Genomic DNA, 17,940 nt, shown 5'->3' on the forward strand with positions numbered 1-17,940 from the left:
AGGGATCTGTCGAGGGGGAGGTTCCAGCGCTCACGCCAGTTCGGTTGGGCGCCAGTCAGCGAAAGCGGTCGGCAAGCCTTTGCAGGGCAGAACGCGTGTCCGGTTTGTCGGGTGGAGTTTGGGCTGCCGATCCACTGTCGGTGGGATCAGACCCGGTTGTCGGTTGGCTGGTGGAGGAACGCGGCGGGTTCACCCGGAGCGCGATGGCGTTCATGAACTTGCCGGCGTCGCCTGCGGCGAGCGCAGGTGCGCCATCGCCGATCCCGCGCAGCAGATCGTCGAGCCAGTCCGAGTCGGCCTTGGGAAAGTCGCGCAGAACGTAGCCGGAGACAGCGTCCTTGTGACCGGGATGGCCGATGCCGAGGCGCACGCGGCGGTAGTCGGGGCCGATGGCCGCGTGGATGGAGCGCAACCCGTTGTGGCCGGCATGACCGCCACCCTGTTTTACCCGCACCTTGCCGGGGGCCAGGTCCAGTTCGTCGTGAAAGACGGTGACGTCCTCCGGTTCGAGCTTGAAAAAGCGCATTGCTTCGCCGACGGATTGGCCAGAGCGGTTCATGAAGGTCTCGGGCTTGAGCAGCATGATCCGGTCCGAGCCGAAGCGGCCTTCCGAGAGTTGCCCCTGGAACTTGATCCGCCACGGGCCGAAACCATGATCGGCGGCGATCTGGTCCATCGCCATGAAGCCGATATTGTGCCGGTTGCGGGCATATTTTCCGCCCGGATTGCCGAGGCCGACGAAGAGTTGCACGGGACGTGGCTCCTGTTTCGCTTGTTTTGACCCCCTCATGCCGCGAACCGGCCGGCAATGCCAGCCCCACGGTGCAAAAGGGCTCTGACGGTGGAGGGGGCGCTGCCCCCCGCGCGCGGGCGCGCGTCCCCCGGGATACTTTCAGAAAGGTGAAGATCTGTGGTTTCGCGCGGAAATTCGCCTTGGAGAAATGACCAAGCAAAAAGGGCGCGCCGATTGGCACGCCCTTCCCTGTATTCTGAGAGGCGGAAGGATTACTCCTCCGTGCCTTCCTCTGCGTCTTCGTCCTCGTCGTCGCCGCTGGCGGCCAGGCCCGACGGGGCCGAGATGGAGGCGATGTTGAAGTCGCGGTCGATGGTTGCCTTGGAGCCTTCAGGCAGCTTGACCATCGAGATCGAGATGTGGTCGTTGATGTCGAGACCCGCGAGCGAGATTTCCACCTTTTCGGGGATCTCGCCGGCCGTCACGACCAGTTCGATTTCGGGGCGAACCACGGTCAGCACACCGCCACGCTTGATGCCGGGGCTGTCCTTCTCGTCGGTAAACTCGACGGGGATGAACAGCTTGACCTTCGAGGTACGGCGCAGGCGCATGAAATCGACATGCGTCGGCAGGTCCTTGACCACGTCACGCTGCACGTTCCGGCAGATGACGCGCACGTCTTCCTCGCCTTCGACTTGCAGGTTGAAGAGCGTGGACAGGAAGCGGCCCGCCTTGAGGCGCTTCAGCAGTTCGTTGAAGGGAAGGTTGATCGCAATCGGATCAGCGCCGCCGCCATAGACGACGCCCGGTACAAGCCCGTCACGACGAGCTTGGCGAGCGGCCCCCTTGCCTGTCCCCGCGCGAACCGTGGCATTAAGATTCGGAATCTCACCAGCCATTGGTATCTCCTGATATTTGGGCATCCTCCAAGGGTGTATGCCCGGTTGAATGAAGCTGGGGCTATAGGTCGGATTTGCCGTTTTGGAAAGGGGAATCGTGTTTTTGCGTGGCCGAATGTGCGTGCGTGCGATGGTTCGCCGGCCGAGGGAGCCTTGATCGAGGTCAAGGACAGTCTGTTTACCCAAAGTAATGCTGCGAAGACCGGTTCGACGAATCGCGTGCGAGGGGGGAGACTTGCAATGACCGAAACGAATTCCGCCGCCCAGGCGGCCACGGAGCAGATGATGTCGCTGTTCGGGGATTGGCAGAAGGCCGGGCTGGGTGCCTGGGCCTGGGCCAATCCGATGTGGTATGAAATGGTGGTGGAGATGAATGCCGAGATTGCGCGCTTTATTTCCGATCGTCTGAAACAGGATCTCGAGTTCCAGGCGCGGGTTTTACAATGCAGGGACCCGGCGGCGTTGCGCGAATTGCAGTGCCAGTTCATGAAGGAAGCCTTCGAACAATACAGCTCCGAGACGGGCAAGCTGTTCAAGATGAACAGCGCCGCGTTGGATGCCGTCACCGGCCGCGGCACGGACGGCTAACCTTCGATTTTAAACGTGGAAGCCGGGGAGGACCCATATGGGGCGGCTTTCGCGCGGGACTGGAACCCATCCGGTCCCCGGCCGCCGCTTTTCTGCACAAGAATGGCGGCGGTCCTTTTTCCATCATGATGCGCCCCGGAATTGGCAGGCCGAAGGGAAATCCTGTTCCAGGGGGGCGATCTGCGGGTGAGCGCTCTGGCGAAGGCAAGTTCTGCGGGGAGACGGCGCGCGGATACGAAAGGCTCGGATGTCCGTTCTCTGGGGGAGTGAACTTCCGGCTGGCCGATCGTCCGACTCATGGTGATGCGACCGAGCTCCGCTTTTCCATGATGGCAAGTGGCGAGACAAACGGGGAACGCCATGCCCGGTGAGGGCGTGGCAGATTGACGCCAGTGATACCGCTACCCTTGCCGTTTCATGTCCGTTCCGTCGGGAAATCGCGCGGTTTTCCGGTTTCAAAGCGCCAAAAGGCCGAAAGCATGAGATTGTTTTGCAACGTGGTGGGGCGCAGGTATCCGGATGTGCGGGGGCGAGAAAACACCAACAAAATCAGTCATGAAGGTCGGTGGGGGAACTCGGCCTGTCGTTTTTGTGCGCGCCGCAAGTTGGGTTGTAACCGGGGGCCTTGCCATGGCCGGGCGTGCCAGCGCCACGCGAAGGGCCGCTTGCCCCCAAGCCTGCCATGCAGTGAGTGAGGACCCGTTAGCGGTATTTGAATGGTGACAAAACTGCCTATCTCGGTAAGACAACGCCCAAGGGCCTGAGCCTTCCGCAAGGGACCTTGGACCAACAGTTTCGGCGCCATGGAAGATTGCCATTGGCGCTACGATGATCCTGCTCTGAAATGAGGAAAAGACCATGACAGTGAAAGTTGCCATCAACGGTTTCGGCCGCATCGGACGGAACGTGCTCCGCGCCATCGTGGAGAATGGCCGTGACGATATCGAAGTCGTTGCGATCAACGATCTGGGTCCGGTCGAGACCAATGCCCACCTCATCCGCTTCGACTCCGTGCATGGCCGTTTCCCCGCCACGGTCACCACGACCGAAGACACCATCGATGTCGGCACCGGCCCCATCAAAGTAACCGCGCTCCGCGACCCCAAGGAACTTCCCTGGGAAGGTGTCGATATCGCTCTGGAATGCACCGGCATCTTCACCGCTCGTGAAAAGGCCGCAATGCACCTGGAGAACGGCTCCAAGCGCGTGCTGATCTCGGCTCCCGGCGCCGGCGCCGACAAGACCATCGTCTATGGCGTGAACGACGACATTCTGACCGCCGAAGACACCGTCGTGTCGAACGCGTCCTGCACCACCAACTGCCTCTCCCCGTTTGCCAAGGCGATCAATGACGCCATCGGCATCGAGAAGGGCATGATGACCACGATCCACTCCTACACTGGTGACCAGCCGACGCTGGACACGCTGCACAGCGATCTCTATCGCGGCCGTGCGGCTGCAATGTCGATGATCCCGACCTCGACCGGTGCTGCCAAGGCCGTTGGCCTCGTTCTGCCCGACCTGGCCGGCAAGCTCGACGGTTTTGCCATTCGCGTGCCCACGCCGAATGTCTCGGTCGTTGACCTGAAGTTCATCGCCAAGCGTGCAACCTCCGTCGAGGAAATCAACGCCGCCGTGAAGGCCGCTGCCGATGGCCCGATGAAAGGTGTTCTGGGTTACACCAACCTCAAGAACGTCTCCATCGACTTCAACCACGACCCGCATTCGTCGATCTTCCACATGGATCAGACGAAGGTCATGGACGGCACCCTGTGCTCGGTCCTGTCCTGGTACGACAACGAATGGGGTTTCTCGAACCGGATGGCCGACACGGCCGTCAAGATGGGTTCGCTTATCTGAGTTCCCTCGCGGTCAGGATGAACCACCTGACCGAAACTAAAGGAAGCCCCGGCGCTCTCGCCGGGGCTTTCTTCTTGGGGCAATGCAAGTCCGGTGGTGAAGCCCGGGGGGTGAAACCCCAATGGCGGTGCCAGAAGAACGCCTTGGCTAGGTCCGCCAGTTCAGGACACGTTTCTCGATCGCGCCAATCGCCGTGCTGACAAGGATGCCGAGCGCAGACAGGATCACCACGCCGGCAAAGAGCCGTTCAAGATCATAGAGCGCGCCCGCTTCGAGGATATAGGCGCCAATGCCGTATTCGGCGCCCAGCATCTCGGCCGCGACAAGAAGGATGATGCCGATGGCAAGCGAGATCCGGAGCCCCGAGAGGATGCCGGGCATGGCGCCGGGCAGCACGATCTTGCGAACAATGGAGAACCAGCCCATTCCGAAACTCTGCCCCATGCGGATCAGCGTGCGATCCACGTTGTCGACGGCGCCATAGGTTGCCACGACCGTGGGTGTGAAGGTGCCGAAGGCGATAAGCGCGTATTTGGAGCCTTCGTCGATTCCGAACCAGATGACGAAAAGCGGCAGCAGGGCGATCTTCGGGATCGGGAACAGCGCGGCGACGAGCGGGACGAGGCCTGAACGGACATAGGAGAACAGCCCGATCAGGATGCCGGTCGAGACGCCCAGCGTGACGCCGATGGAGGCTCCAACAACGAGGCGCGTGAGCGACGGAACCAGATGCTTGAACAGCATCCCCGTGCTCCAGAGTTCGCCGAAGGTTTTCACCACATCGCTCGGCCGGGGCAGGGTGAGGGCGGAGATCCACCCGGAACGGGTGCCCCATTCGGCCAGGATCAGCAGGCTGGCAAAGACAGCCAGACCAGCCCCACGGATTGCCACCGGGCGGAAACCGCCGCCGCGAAAGGGAACGGGTTGGGCGTGCGTTTCAGGCATTGAGCAGCTCCGCATCGGCCGCGCGGGCCTCTTCACGCATCAGGTTCCACAGGTGCTCCTGCGTCGTTTCAAGCTCGGCATCCATGTGGATGCGATCGGCGAGAGGCTTGTCGATGTGCACGATCTCGCGGATCCGGCCGGGGCGGCGCGAGAGCACCGCGATGGAATGGCCAAGCCGGACCGCCTCGGCGAGGTTATGGGTGACGTAGACGGCGGTGAAGGGGGCGCGTGCCCATAGCGAGACAAGATCCTCCATCAGCAACTCGCGGGTCTGCGCGTCCAGCGCCGAAAGCGGCTCGTCGAGCAGCATGACGGCGGGGTTCACGGCCAGCGCCCTGGCAATAGCCACGCGCTGTTTCATGCCGCCCGAAAGCTGTTTGGGCAGCGCGTCGGCAAAGTCCGACAGGTTGGTGCGGGCGAGTACGTCCGCGGTGATCTCGGCCATGCGGGACTCTGGAAGCCCATGCGCCTCCAGCCCGAGACGCACATTTCCGGCAACGCTGCGCCAGGGCAGCAGGGCGAAATCCTGGAACACGTAGGTCAGCGGGTTCAGGCAGCCCTCCGGCGGGGTGCCGAGCTGCATCACCTGGCCGCTTTCGGGGCGCTCCAGCCCGCCGATGATCCGCAACAGGGTCGATTTCCCGCATCCCGACGGGCCGACCAGGCAAAGGATCTGCCCCGTGGCGATGTCGAGGTCTATTCCGTCGAGCACCGCCATGCCGTCATAGGCGTGGCTGAGCCCTTCAACGCGCAGATCCATCCGCGCTCCTTTCCTTCACGGGCGCCGAACGCGCCCGGTCACAAGAACCGGCCCGATGTTCGGGCCGGTCGGGGGATTGGCAGGACGGTTTCGCCGCCGCCATTGCTTTCAATCGGCTCAGAGCGTCTCGACGAAGCTCGGATTCACCAGCGTGTCCATGGTGATCGCGGCATCGACCAGACCCTCGGACTGGAACCAGCTCAGCTGGTCCTCGACCGAGGCCATGTTGAGCGCGGCGCCCTCGTTGAGACGCATGGTGCCGTTGATGATGCCCGGCGCCGCCTTCTCGCGTTCGCGGTCGGTGTAGACATATTTGTGGATCAGATCGACCATGGCATTGACGCCATACTCGCCGGCGGCCTTGTCGATCATCGTGCTGTTATAGTCGGCAACGCCATTGGAATAGGCTCCGAGGAAGGATTTCACCAGATCGGCCTCGCCGGAGGCGTTCTTCTCGGAAGTGAAGACGGTCGTGACCTGGTAGTTGGGGATATAGTCCGAGACATTGCCGATGATGTGGACCGCGCCGGAGCCGGCGAGCGGCTTGGCGATATGGGGCACTATGGACCAGGCGTCGATCTGGCCGGATTTAAGTGCACCGATGATCGCGCCGACCTTTTGCAGGGGCTTGAACTTGACGCTGACGCCTTCGGCGGCGGCGATCTTGGAGCCCATGTAGTGGAAGGAGGAGCCGGCGGTGGACATGCCGAAGGTCTTGCCGTCCAGCCCCGAGGGCGCTGTAAGACCGGCCTGGAAGGCGGCGTCGGAGGCAAGGATCTTCTGGCCGTCAATGCCGTCTTCCTCGGAGAGCGCGCCGCCGATGACCTTGACCGCGCCCTTCTGCGCCAGCGAGATCAACCCGCCGGAAATGGCGGTGACGCCGAAATCGACATCGCCCGAGGCAATGGCCACGGCCATGGGCTGGGCGGCCTGGAAGAATTTCAGCTCCACATCGACGCCGGCTTCGGTGAAATAGCTGTTCTCATAGGCGACAAACGTGCCGGCATGGCTGGTGAAACGCAGCGCGCCCACCGTGATCTTGCGGTTTTGCGCTATTGCGGGGGCGGCAAGGGCCGCCGCGGTGGCGCCTCCCACAAGCCCGATGGCCTGGCGGCGGTTGAATTTATGCATGGGTTTCCTCCCTCTCACCGTAATCAAATTTGCTTATGGCGCCGGGCGGAACCGGCCCACGCACCGCGCAGGCGAGTCAAACCCTTTGACGCCGGGGCCGCAAGGGTGAAGCCGGATTCATTTCGGGTGAATCTGCCGCAGGGTGTTCCGCTGGGAGGGGCTCCCGCCGGTTTCCAGCGCATCGGAGATGCTTTGGAAACGGTTGGACCGGGCGCGCCCGTCGGGCGCGATGGCGACGGAGTGCCAGGAGCCAGTCTTGTTCTGACCGGAAGCATCCCCGCCGGAGGCGCAGTCCAACGGACTGCTCTGGCCCCTTTGGTGTCAGGCTCTCGCGGCTTCCGCCGCTGTACGGATCGCCTGGATATTTTCGCCATAGGGCGCGGGGTCCGAAACCGAGCCGCCCTTGAACACGGCCGAGCCGGCGACCAGCACATCGGCACCGGCTGCAGCCATGAGCGGGGCGGTTTCGGGTGTCATGCCGCCATCGATCTCGATATGGATCGGGCGGTCGCCGATCATGGCGCGCAGCTTGCGCACTTTCTCGACCTGGGAGTGTATGAATTTCTGCCCTCCGAAACCGGGGTTCACGCTCATCACGCAAATCAGGTCGACCATGTCGAGCATGTACTCGATTTCTTCGATGCCGGTGCCGGGGTTGAGCGCCAGTCCCGCTTTGCAGCCCGCGCCACGGATGGCCTGTAGCGTGCGGTGGGTATGGGGGCCGGCTTCCAGATGGGCGGTGATGATATCGGAGCCGGCCTCGGCGAAGGCGTCGATATAGGCATCGACAGGCGAGATCATCAGGTGCACATCCATCACCGTCGCGATATGCGGGCGGATCGCGGCGCAGAGCGGCGGACCGAATGTAAGGTTCGGCACGAAATGCCCGTCCATCACGTCAACATGAATCCAGTCGGCGCCTTGCGCCTCCACGGCGAGGATCTCCTGGCCGAAATTGGCGAAATCCGCCGACAGGATGGATGGTGCGATCTTGATGGAACGGTCGAACATGGCTCTCTTCCCTTTGGCCAAACGGGCCTTCGGGAGCGGGTTTTACAGGTTCCCACGCTGCTGTCGAGCCGGTTCCGGGCCGCGCCCGCGGATCAGGCGACGTCGAGACGCTTCCAGTGCAGCATTTCCGATTCTACCACCCGGCGGGCAAAGGGGGCCATGCCGGCAGGCCCCGAGGCGCGGTCCTTCACATGGATGCACAGATCGGGCCGCCGGGAAGCGATCACACCGATCAACTCGCCCCGGATGGCATCGTCCAGCCCGGCGCCAATCACGACGCTCTGGATATTCGGCTCGGCGTCCAGTTGCGCGATAACCTCGTCACGGTCATGCGCGCCGAGCCACTGGATCGGCAGGTCCTCCAACTCGTGAATGACATTGCGCATGACATCCGGCAAACGACCGACCAACAGGACAACAGGTTTCATTTCTCCCTCCCTGCAATTGCAAATTGGAAGATCGCCGCCCCAAAGCGGCGGTCCTTTCCCAGCCTAGCACATCCCGAGAGGCGAATCGCTGATCCGGCGCAAGGGCGGGACATGTTTTCCGCTTGTACCCGTGGCGGATAGGGCTTGAAGTGGCTTGGAAATCAGATGGGGCTTCGCATGCTGAGCAATTCCGATCTTGTCGAACTGACCGCATTCCGCAGGGAGTTGCACCGCCATCCCGAACTTTCGGGCGAGGAGGTCGACACCGCGCGCCGCATAGGGGCGGCGCTCGAACCACTGGGAGCGGACAAGGTGCTGACCGGTCTTGGCGGGCATGGGGTCGCGGCTGTGTTCGACACGGGTGTCGAGGGACCGACCGTCCTGTTCCGGGCCGAGCTGGATGCATTGCCGATCGAGGAGATATCGGAGGCGCCCTGGCGCTCGACGGTTCCCGGCAAGGGGCACCTGTGTGGTCATGACGGCCATATGACCATGCTGCTCGCGCTTGGCCGCCTGCTAGAGCGCAAGCCCGTGGCGCGTGGCCGCGTGGTGCTGATGTTCCAGCCCGCCGAAGAGGACGGCAGCGGCGCGCGCGCCGTGGTGGCCGATCCGGGTTTCGAAGCAATCCGGCCCGATTGGGCCTTCGCCATCCATAATGAGCCGGGCCGGCCCTTCGGCACCGTCTCCACCCGTGTCGGCTTGATCAATTGCGCCTCGCGGGGGCTGGAAATCCGGCTGACGGGCAAGACCGCCCATGCGGCGAACCCGGAGGACGGCACCTCGCCCGCCCATGCCGTGGCTAGGCTCATCCCGGCGCTGGAAGGACTGGGGCAGGGGGGCAAGCTGGACGATGATTTCCAGCTGGTGACGCTTACCCATCTCCGCGTCGGCGAGCCGGCCTTTGGCGTGGCACCGGGCGAGGCTGTGCTTTTTGCCACCCTGCGCACGGCACATGATGAAGCGATGGCGGCGATGGAGCAGGATGCGCGGGCGCGCGTGACGGAGATCGCGGAGGCGGAGGGGTTGGAGGTCTCTTTCGCGCTGCACGACATCTTCGCGGCCTCCATCAACGACGCCGAGGCGACGGCGGTTGCCGTTGCGGCGATGGACGCCATTGGCGTGGCCAACGGCGATCAGGGCCTGCCGATGCGCGCCTCGGAGGATTTCGGTGTTTTCGGCTGGGGAGCGAAGGCGTCAATGCTCTGTCTCGGGCCGGGCGAGGATCACGCGGCCTTGCACAACCCGGACTACGATTTCCCGGACGACCTCATCCCCATCGGCGCGGCGATCTTCGAGCGCATCGCGCGGGACCTGCTGGGCTGAGCCTTGCCGTCAGCCCGTGTGACGGGCGCGGAAACGGGCAAATTCCGTCTCGCTCGGCTCACGTCCCGTGAACACGGCGACATAGGCGGGGATGCGGGCAAGGCGCGTCTCGGGGCGCTCCTCGATCTGCATCGAGATATAGCCGAGCTGGGTATAGAGAACTGTCATCGCACGCACCTCGGCCTCCTGAGATGGATAGCCGAAACGTAGGAAAACGTCGGTAATGGCCTTGATCCGCCGCCCGTCTGCCTGCTCGACGCGCGGGTGCAACACTGGATCGGTCCGCGCCCAGTTGCGGATCGCCAAATCCAGCCGGGAGTCGAACAGCTCCGGCATCAGCCAGCAATCGCAGATGTTCAGCATCGCCTCGCAGATCGTCTCGGCATAGGCCACGCATCGCGCTTCAAGGTTGCCGGAATTGCGTGCCTCCCACCGGGTCACCATCGCCTCCAGCAGCGCCTCGCGATCCTTGAAATGCCAGTAGAAGCTGGTCCGCGACAGGCCAAGCGACTTGGCCAGCGGCATCACCTTCACGGCCTCCACGCCGCTCTCGGTCAGCAGCCGATAGGCCGCGTCCAGCCAGAGCTCCTCGGTTCCGCGCTGCTTGGGATGTGACACTGCAATCATGGAGCAGACGTAGCAAGACTCGACAGGTATGACAACTTTCTTGACACATATGTCGAGATACTGCCCGATTGACGCGCGGCGACTCATTCCCGGTCAGAACCACATACCAGCGCAGGAGAAAGACATGCCCAACGATCCGCTGTTGCAGCCCTACCAGCTCAAGCACCTGACGCTTCGCAACCGGATCATGACAACAAGCCACGAGCCCGCCTATTCCGAGGACGGCATGCCCAAGGAACGCTACATTGCCTATCACGAGGAGCGGGCAAAGGGCGGCGTGGCGTTGGCGATGACGGCGGGGTCTGCGGTCGTCTCGCGCGACAGCCCACCCTCGTTCAACAATATTCTCGCCTACAAGGACGAAGTGGTGCCATGGATCCGCCGGCTGACGGACGCGCTGCACGAACATGGCTGTGCGGCAATGATCCAGCTCACGCATCTGGGCCGGCGCACGGGCTGGTCCAAGGGCGACTGGCTGCCCTCGGTGGCGCCGGGGCCGCATTACGAGCCGGCGCACAAGTTCTTTCCCAAGGTGATGGAAGACTGGGACATCGCTCGGATCATCCGGGAGTATGCCGATGCGGCCGAGCGGATGCAGGCAGGCGGCATGGACGGGATCGAGCTGGAGGCCTATGGTCACCTGATCGACAATTTCTGGTCGCCGCTGACCAATGCGCTGGACGGGCCTTACGGTCCGCAGACGCTGGAAAGCCGGATGAAATTCGGCCTGGAGGTGATCGACGCCATTCGCAATCGGGTGGACGACGAATTCATCCTCGGCGTCCGTTTCGAGGCCGACGAGGCTTGGGAAGGGGGCATCGACCGGGCGATGGGGCTGGCCATGGCCGAGCGGATGAAGGCGACGGGGCAGGTCGATTTCCTCAACATCATTCGCGGCCGCATCCACACCGACGCGGCGCTGACCGGCGTGATCCCGGTTCAGGGAATGCGCAACGCACCGCATCTGGAATTTGCCGGATCGCTGCGTGAAGCGGTGGGGCTGCCGACCTTCCATGCCGCCAAGATCCCCGATGTGGCGACGGCGCGCCACGCGGTTTCCGCGGGGCTGCTGGACATGGTCGGGATGACGCGGGCCCACATCGCGGACCCGCATATCGTGCGCAAGATCATGGCCGGGCGGGAAGAGGACATACGCCCCTGCGTCGGTGCCAATTACTGTCTCGACCGGATCTACCAGGGCGGTGAGGCGCTGTGCATGCACAACGCGGCCACGGGGCGCGAGCTGACCATGCCGCATGACATTCCGCGCGCCGAGGTGAAGAAGAAGGTGGTCATCATCGGTGCCGGACCCGGCGGGCTGGAGGCCGCGCGCGTCGCGGCGGCGCGCGGGCATGCGGTGGTCGTATTCGAGGCCGCGCCCGATCCCGGCGGTCAGGTTCGGCTTACCGCGCAATCGGAACGGCGGCGCGAAATGATCTCGATCATCGACTGGCGCATGGCGCAATGCGTGGCCGACGGGGTGGAGTTCCGCTTCAATACATGGGCGGAAGCTATTGATGTTGAGAAAGAAAGCCCGGATGCCGTCATCGTTGCGACGGGTGGTTTACCGAATACGGAGCTTTTCGAGCAAAGCGGAGAGAACGCGCTGCTGACCACGACCTGGGACATCATCTCGGGCGATGTGAAACCGGCTCGTACCGTTCTGGTCTACGACGAATCCGGTGATCATCCGGGCTTGCAGGCCGCACTGGGGGCGGCGCAGGCCGGCGCACAGGTCGAGATCATGACGCCGGATCGGAGTTTTGCGCCCGATATCATGGGGATGAACCTTGTTCCTTACGTTGCTGAACTGCAGGAAAAGGGTGCCACCCTGACCGTCGCGCGCCGGCTGCTTGCCGTTGTGCAGGACGGAAACCGGTTGAAGGCGACGATCGGATCGGACTTCAACAGTCAGACCACCGATCTGTCTGTCGATCAGGTCGTGGTGAATTATGGCACGCGGCCCTTGGATGCCCTCTATTTCGACCTGAAACCCGGATCGACGAACCTTGGCGAAGTGGATTACGATGCGTTGATTTCCGGAGATCCCCAACGGGTTTGCCGCAACCCCGAGGGGCATTACCAAGTCTACCGCATTGGCGATGCCGTCGCCCCGCGCAACACGCATGCCGCGATCTATGACGCGCTGCGCCTGCTCAAGGATATCTGAAGCCTCGATCTGCGCTTGCGGGAACGACCCTCCGGATCGTGCCTCCGGCAGAGATATTTCCGGAAAGATGAAACAAAGACGCGTGTCCCGTCTTCTGCAAGGGCGCGGGGGGCAAAGCCCCTCTTGGCCTTGGGCATTTGGGCCAGTTTCCGAGCAATGCGCCCCTGGCCCAAAAGAAACGGCGCGCCTGTATCAGACGCGCCGTCATGGATTTCGTAGAAGGGGCCGGAACTCAGCCCACGATCATCTGTTTGAGCTTCAACGCTTCGTATTCCAGTTCGCGAAGGCGGAATTTCACCACGTCGCCGATGGAAATCAGACCGGCGATATGTTCGCCGTCCAGAACCGGGATATGGCGGAAACGGCCTTCGGACATGCTGCGCAGAAGGTCCAGAAGCGGGGTCTCGGGAGTGGCCGTGATGACCTCCGTCGTCATCAGGTCCGCGGCGGTCTCATCGAAAGTGTCGTCGGGTTCGTCGGCAAACCCGCGGACGATGTCACGCTCGGTCAGGATGCCAACCATGTGGCCATTCTGATCCTTCACCAGAACCGAGCCGATGCCATGTTCCTTCATCACCTCGGTGACCTTGTGGATCGTGTCGGTGGGGCGGACGGAAATAACGTCATGCCCCTTGCTGGACAGAATGGACTCGGCTGTCGCCTTTGATCTGTCCACAACCGCGGCCTCGACCGACTGGCTGTGGGTGTGCATGCTTTCATGCCCGAAATGGGGCTTCTTGTTCTTGGATACCATCTATCCCTCTCATTGACTTCCCTGGGGCGTGGTTACGCTGTTTCGGCCTGGGACCTGACACAAGTTTAGACCGGGAAGTTGCGACTTCCCAAAGGTAAAATAGGTATTGCTGCCTTGTTGTTAGCGTCATGCATAAAAAAGGGCCGATACGTTTTCCGCATCGGCCCCCTGATCCTTGGACTTGTCCCGGCTCAGCCGCCGAAATCGTCCAGCATGATGTCTTCGCGATCCACGCCCAGTTCCAGCAGCATGTTGATCACCGACTGGTTCATGATCGGCGGGCCACACATGTAGAACTCGCAATCTTCTGGCGCGGGGTGGTTCTTGAGATATTCGTCGTAGAGCACGTTGTGGATGAAGCCGGTGTAACCGGTCCAGTTATCCTCGGGCAACGCATCGGAAAGCGCCACGTGCCATTCGAAATTCGGGAACTCGGCCGCAAGCTCGTCGAAATCCTCGACGAAGAACATCTCGCGCTTGGAGCGGGCTCCGTACCAGAAAGTGATCTTCCGATCCTTGTTCTGCAGCCGCTTGAGCTGGTCGAAGATAAGGCTGCGCATTGGGGCCATGCCGGCACCGCCGCCGATAAAGACCATCTCCTTGTCCGTGTCGCGGGCAAAGAACTCGCCGAACGGACCCGAGATCGTGACCTTGTCGCCCGGCTTGAGGTTGAAGATGTAGGACGACATCTTGCCCGGCGGGATGCCCTGCGTGCCCGGGGGCGGCGAGGCCACGCGGACGTTGAGCATGATCATGCCCCTTTCGTCGGGGTAGTTGGCCATGGAATAGGCACGCTCGATCGGCTCGTCGACGACGGACTCGTACTGCCAGAGATTGAACTTGTCCCAGTCCTCCCGGTACTCGCCCTCGATGTCGAACTCGGTATATTTGAGCTCGTGGGCCGGGGCCTCGATCTGGATATAGCCACCGGCGCGGAAGTTCACGGCCTCGCCTTCCGGCAGGTCCAGAACCAACGCCTTGATGAAGGTCGCCACGTTTTCGTTCGAGCGAACCGTGCATTCCCATTTCTTGACGCCGAAGACCTCTTCGGGGACCTCGACATCCATGTCCTGCTTCACGGCCACCTGGCAGGAGAGACGGTCGCCAGCGGCGGCCTCCCGCTTGGTGATGTGGCTTTCTTCGGTCGGAAGGATCGAACCGCCGCCGGAATGCACACGCACCCGGCATTGCGCGCAGGTGCCGCCGCCGCCACAGGCCGAGGGCACGAAGAGCTTCTCGGCGGCCAGCGTTTGCAGCAGCTTGCCACCGGCAGGGACGTGGATGGTCTTTTCGCCATTGATGGTGATCGCCACGTCGCCCTGTGCCACCAGCTTGGAGCGGGCGAACATGATGATCGTGACCAGCGCGATCACGATCAGGGTGAACAGGGCAACGCCCAGGATGAATGTGGTCATCTCTGCGCCTCCCTTAGAGTTTCACGCCGCTGAAGGACATGAAGCCCATGGCCATCAGGCCCGCGGTGATGAAGGTGATGCCGAGGCCCTGCAAGCCGTCCGGAATGTCCGAATACTTGAGCTTCTCGCGCACGCCGGCCATCGCGGTGATGGCGAGCGCCCAGCCGAAGCCGGAGGAGAGGCCGTAGGTGACGGATTCGGCGAAGTTGTAATCGCGTTCCACCATGAAGAGCGAGCCACCAAGGATGGCGCAGTTCACGGTGATCAGCGGCAGGAAGATGCCCAACGCGTTGTAGAGCGGCGGGAAGTACTTATCGAGCACCATCTCCAGGATCTGCACCATGGCCGCGATCACGCCGATATAGGAGATCAGGCCGAGGAAGGTGAGGTCTACATCGCCGAAGCCCGCCCATTCGAGCGCACCGGGCTTCAGAAGTCCGTTCAGGATGAGGTTGTTGGCGGGCACGGTGATGGTCTGCACCACCATGACCGAGATGCCGAGGCCAAGCGCGGTGGCCACGTTCTTTGAAACGGCGATGAAGGTACACATGCCGAGGAAGAAGGAGAGCGCGAGGTTCTCGACGAAGATCGCCTTAACGGCGAGGGAAATAAGCCCTTCCATCAGTGCGCCTCCTCAATGTGTTGGATCTGGAATTCACGGTCTTCGACCTGCTCCGGCTTCCAGCTGCGGAAGGCCCAGATGATCAGCCCGATGATGAAGAACGCCGAAGGCGGCAGAAGCAGCATGCCATTGGGCACGTACCAGCCGCCATTGTTGACGGTCGGCAGCACCGTGATGCCAAAGAGCGTTCCGGCGCCGAAAAGCTCACGAACGAAGCCGACCAGCATCAGGATCAGGCCGTAGCCCAGCCCGTTGCCGATCCCGTCGACGAAGCTGTCGAGCGGCGGGTTCTTCATTGCAAAGGCTTCGGCGCGGCCCATCACGATGCAGTTGGTGATGATCAGGCCGACAAACACCGAGAGCGTTTTCGAAATGTCGTAGAGATAGGCCTTGAGGACCTGATCCACGAGGATCACGAGCGAGGCGATGATGACCATCTGCACGATGATCCGGATCGAACCGGGGATGTGATTGCGCAGCATCGAGATGAACATCGAGGCGAAGGCCGTCACGAAGGTCACGGCGAGCGCCATGACGAAAGAGACCTGCAACGAGGATGTCACCGCCAATGCTGAGCAGATCCCCAGAACCTGCAGCGTGATCGGGTTGTTGTCGACCAGCGGATCGACCAGGTAGGTGCGTCTTGTCTGCGCCATTTAGAGGCCCCCCGCCTTGAGGTTTTCGAGGAAGGGCGCGAAGCCCTCTTCCCCCATCCAGAAGCGCACAAGGTTGTCGACACCGACCGAGGTCAGCGTGGCACCGGCCAGCGCATCGATATGGTGGTTTTCCATGACCGGCGACGGCACGCCCTTGGCCACCGTGATCTTCAGCTCGCCGCTTTCGTCGCGCAGCGCCTTGCCGGGCCACATGGCCTTCCAGCGCGGGTTGTCCACCTCGGCACCGAGGCCGGGCGTCTCCGCATGGTCGTAGAATTGCAGCCCGAAGATCGAGTTGCCGTCCTCCTCTAGGGCAATGAAGCCATAAAGCGTGGACCAGAGACCGTATCCGCTGATCGGCAGGATTACCTTGTCCAGCTCTCCGGCCGCATCATTGAGCAGGTAGACGACGGAATAGTTGCTCTGGCGGCCGAGCCCGGCAGGGTCCTCTGTCAGAGCCCGGCTCAGCTCCGGATCGGACACCGCGGCGCGGTCGTCGAAACTTGCCGCGTCGAACTGGTCGGTGAAGGTGCCGGTCGTGAGATCGACCACCCTTGGCTCGAAGGCGGAAAAGGCCTCGCGGACGTTGACCCCATCCTCGTAGAGGCCCGCGACCTGCAGAATGTTCATCTGCTTGTCCTTGAGCTTGTTCACCTCCTGGATGGGCCGCAGGCTCACCGCGGCGGCCGAGACCACCATGGAGCAGAACAGGCAGAGCGCGGTGGCGACGAACACGGTCTTTGGAACCGAGTCGACCGGAAGCGCCTTCCAGCGGGCCAGCAGGCCCTCGTTATTGGCGTCGTTCTCAGGCATTTCGCTTTGCCCTCCGAGCGATGTTGGCCCGCACGACGAACCAGTCGATGAGCGGGGCGAAGATATTGGCGAACAGGATGGCGAGCATCATGCCCTCGGGGAAGGCCGGGTTGACCACGCGGATCATCACGACCATGAAACCGATCAGCGCCCCATACCAGAAGCGGCCGACATTGGTATGCGAGGCCGTCACCGGCTCGGTCACCATGAAGGCGAGGCCGAAGGCCCAGCCCCCCAGCACCATGTGCCACCAGAACGGCATTGCGAACATCGGGTTGGTGTCCGACCCGATCAGGTTCAGCAGGGTGGAGAAGGCGATTGTGCCAGCGATGCACCCCACGACCAGCCGCCAGTTGGCGATCTTGGTGACGAGCAGGAAGGCCAGCCCGATCATGCACATGAAGACCGAGGTCTCGCCGAAGGAGCCCTGCATGTTGCCCCAGAAGGCCGAGGCGAAGGAGATGTCATGCGCGGCCAGCCCGGACACGCCCTCCTGCGCGGTGATCCCGAGCGCTGTTGCGCCGGAGAAGCCGTCCACCGGGGTCCAGATCGAGTCACCGGACATCTGCGCGGGATAGGCGAAATATAGGAAGGCCCGTGCGACAAGCGCCGGGTTGAGGAAGTTTTTCCCTGTCCCGCCAAAGACTTCCTTGCCGATCACGACACCGAAGGAAATGCCGAGCGCCACCTGCCAGAGCGGCGTGGAGGCCGGCACGATCAGCACGTAGAGGATCGATGTGACGAAGAAGCCCTCGTTGACCTCGTGGCCGCGGATGATCGCGAACAGGATTTCCCAGAAGAGACCCACGATCATCGTGACCGCGTAGATCGGCAGGAAATAGAGGAAACCGTGGAACATGCTGGACAGGATGCTGTCGGGGTTCAGCCCGAACCCGAGCCACTGCATGAGGGCGATCCGCCAGCCGGTATGCGCGTCCTCGCCGAGCGCGGCAAGCGCCACGTTGGCGCCGTGGCCGGTGTTCCACATGCCGAAGAAGGCACAGGGCAGGGCGGCGATCAGGACATAGATCATGATCCGCTGCATGTTCGTGAAGGTACGGGCATGCGGCGCGACGGTGGTGACTGTGCGGTGCGAGAAGAACAGCGCCGCGATGGATTCGTAGAGCGGATACCAGGACTGGTACTTCCCGCCCTTCACAAAATGCGGTTCGAGCTTGTCGAAGAAATTCTGGATAAACTTCATC

The 17,940-nt window shown here is 62.5% G+C and carries 18 protein-coding genes; 4 read left to right on the plus strand and 14 right to left on the minus strand.

All coding sequences use genetic code 11. The features are described from left to right. Window positions 1-55 precede the first annotated feature (55 nt). Together pth and AX756_RS18140 are read right to left on the minus strand one after the other, a co-directional pair. Entirely contained in the window at window positions 56-751 is a 696-nt protein-coding gene (gene pth, locus AX756_RS18135; RefSeq protein WP_068314979.1) for an aminoacyl-tRNA hydrolase, read from the minus strand. A 254-nt stretch (window positions 752-1,005) separates the two neighbouring features. Further along, window positions 1,006-1,632 carry a 50S ribosomal protein L25/general stress protein Ctc gene (locus AX756_RS18140; protein WP_068314982.1) on the minus strand — a complete coding sequence of 209 codons (627 nt, stop codon included), beginning with the start codon at window positions 1,630-1,632 and terminating at the stop codon, window positions 1,006-1,008. 153 nt (window positions 1,633-1,785) lie between these two features. On the opposite strand from AX756_RS18140, the gene AX756_RS18145 reads away from it, so the two are divergent. Together AX756_RS18145 and gap are read left to right on the plus strand one after the other, a co-directional pair. Next, window positions 1,786-2,220, plus strand: coding sequence for a phasin family protein (locus AX756_RS18145; protein ID WP_156461557.1), 435 nt, complete (start codon window positions 1,786-1,788; stop codon window positions 2,218-2,220). An 858-nt stretch (window positions 2,221-3,078) separates the two neighbouring features. Then, on the plus strand, window positions 3,079-4,080 hold the full coding sequence (gap, locus tag AX756_RS18150) for a type I glyceraldehyde-3-phosphate dehydrogenase (RefSeq protein WP_068314989.1): 1,002 nt from the start codon (window positions 3,079-3,081) through the stop codon (window positions 4,078-4,080). A gap of 147 nt (window positions 4,081-4,227) precedes the next feature. Here gap and AX756_RS18155 read toward each other — a convergent pair whose 3' ends face one another. From AX756_RS18155 to AX756_RS18180, 5 genes are all read right to left on the minus strand, one after another. Then, window positions 4,228-5,025, minus strand: coding sequence for an ABC transporter permease (locus AX756_RS18155; protein WP_068314992.1), 798 nt, complete (start codon window positions 5,023-5,025; stop codon window positions 4,228-4,230). Next, window positions 5,018-5,785 (minus strand): ABC transporter ATP-binding protein, encoded by a 768-nt coding sequence (locus AX756_RS18160; protein ID WP_068314995.1) that lies wholly within the window; start codon window positions 5,783-5,785, stop codon window positions 5,018-5,020. Before AX756_RS18160 ends, AX756_RS18155 begins: the two co-directional genes overlap by 8 nt. Window positions 5,786-5,902: 117 nt before the next feature. Next, on the minus strand, window positions 5,903-6,916 hold the full coding sequence (locus tag AX756_RS18165; protein WP_068314997.1) for an ABC transporter substrate-binding protein: 1,014 nt from the start codon (window positions 6,914-6,916) through the stop codon (window positions 5,903-5,905). 321 nt (window positions 6,917-7,237) lie between these two features. Then, on the minus strand, window positions 7,238-7,927 hold the full coding sequence (gene rpe / locus AX756_RS18175; RefSeq protein ID WP_068315003.1) for a ribulose-phosphate 3-epimerase: 690 nt from the start codon (window positions 7,925-7,927) through the stop codon (window positions 7,238-7,240). Window positions 7,928-8,019: 92 nt separating this feature from the next. Further along, a complete protein-coding gene (locus tag AX756_RS18180; protein ID WP_068315006.1) occupies window positions 8,020-8,355 on the minus strand; it encodes a hypothetical protein in 336 nt (111 codons plus the stop codon). A gap of 177 nt (window positions 8,356-8,532) precedes the next feature. On the opposite strand from AX756_RS18180, the gene AX756_RS18185 reads away from it, so the two are divergent. Beyond that, on the plus strand, window positions 8,533-9,678 hold the full coding sequence (locus AX756_RS18185; protein ID WP_068315167.1) for an amidohydrolase: 1,146 nt from the start codon (window positions 8,533-8,535) through the stop codon (window positions 9,676-9,678). 9 nt (window positions 9,679-9,687) lie between these two features. Here AX756_RS18185 and AX756_RS18190 read toward each other — a convergent pair whose 3' ends face one another. Beyond that, on the minus strand, window positions 9,688-10,305 hold the full coding sequence (locus AX756_RS18190) for a TetR/AcrR family transcriptional regulator (RefSeq protein ID WP_068315009.1): 618 nt from the start codon (window positions 10,303-10,305) through the stop codon (window positions 9,688-9,690). Window positions 10,306-10,429: 124 nt separating this feature from the next. Between AX756_RS18190 and AX756_RS18195 the strand changes: the two genes are divergently transcribed. Further along, window positions 10,430-12,475 carry an NADH:flavin oxidoreductase gene (locus AX756_RS18195; protein ID WP_068315012.1) on the plus strand — a complete coding sequence of 682 codons (2,046 nt, stop codon included), beginning with the start codon at window positions 10,430-10,432 and terminating at the stop codon, window positions 12,473-12,475. Window positions 12,476-12,707: 232 nt separating this feature from the next. On the opposite strand, the gene AX756_RS18200 is transcribed toward AX756_RS18195, so the two are convergent. From AX756_RS18200 to AX756_RS18225, 6 genes are all read right to left on the minus strand, one after another. Beyond that, window positions 12,708-13,229, minus strand: a complete 522-nt coding sequence (locus tag AX756_RS18200) for a CBS domain-containing protein (RefSeq protein WP_068315015.1) — start codon at window positions 13,227-13,229, stop codon at window positions 12,708-12,710. 191 nt (window positions 13,230-13,420) lie between these two features. After that, the gene (nqrF, locus tag AX756_RS18205; protein WP_068315018.1) at window positions 13,421-14,644 is read right to left on the minus strand and encodes an NADH:ubiquinone reductase (Na(+)-transporting) subunit F; all 1,224 of its coding nucleotides are present in this window, start codon (window positions 14,642-14,644) and stop codon (window positions 13,421-13,423) included. 13 nt (window positions 14,645-14,657) lie between these two features. Then, entirely contained in the window at window positions 14,658-15,266 is a 609-nt protein-coding gene (gene nqrE / locus AX756_RS18210) for an NADH:ubiquinone reductase (Na(+)-transporting) subunit E (RefSeq protein WP_068315021.1), read from the minus strand. Then, window positions 15,266-15,922, minus strand: coding sequence for an NADH:ubiquinone reductase (Na(+)-transporting) subunit D (locus AX756_RS18215; RefSeq protein WP_068315024.1), 657 nt, complete (start codon window positions 15,920-15,922; stop codon window positions 15,266-15,268). Before AX756_RS18215 ends, nqrE begins: the two co-directional genes overlap by 1 nt. Further along, window positions 15,923-16,735, minus strand: a complete 813-nt coding sequence (locus AX756_RS18220) for a Na(+)-translocating NADH-quinone reductase subunit C (RefSeq protein ID WP_068315027.1) — start codon at window positions 16,733-16,735, stop codon at window positions 15,923-15,925. Continuing rightward, complete coding sequence (locus AX756_RS18225) at window positions 16,728-17,939, minus strand: NADH:ubiquinone reductase (Na(+)-transporting) subunit B (RefSeq protein ID WP_068315030.1); 1,212 nt, start codon at window positions 17,937-17,939, stop codon at window positions 16,728-16,730. The genes AX756_RS18220 and AX756_RS18225 overlap by 8 nt, the downstream gene beginning before the upstream one ends. Window position 17,940: the final 1 nt, after the last annotated feature.

The organism is Aliiruegeria sabulilitoris, assembly GCF_001558155.1.
GTDB lineage: Bacteria > Pseudomonadota > Alphaproteobacteria > Rhodobacterales > Rhodobacteraceae > Tropicimonas > Tropicimonas sabulilitoris.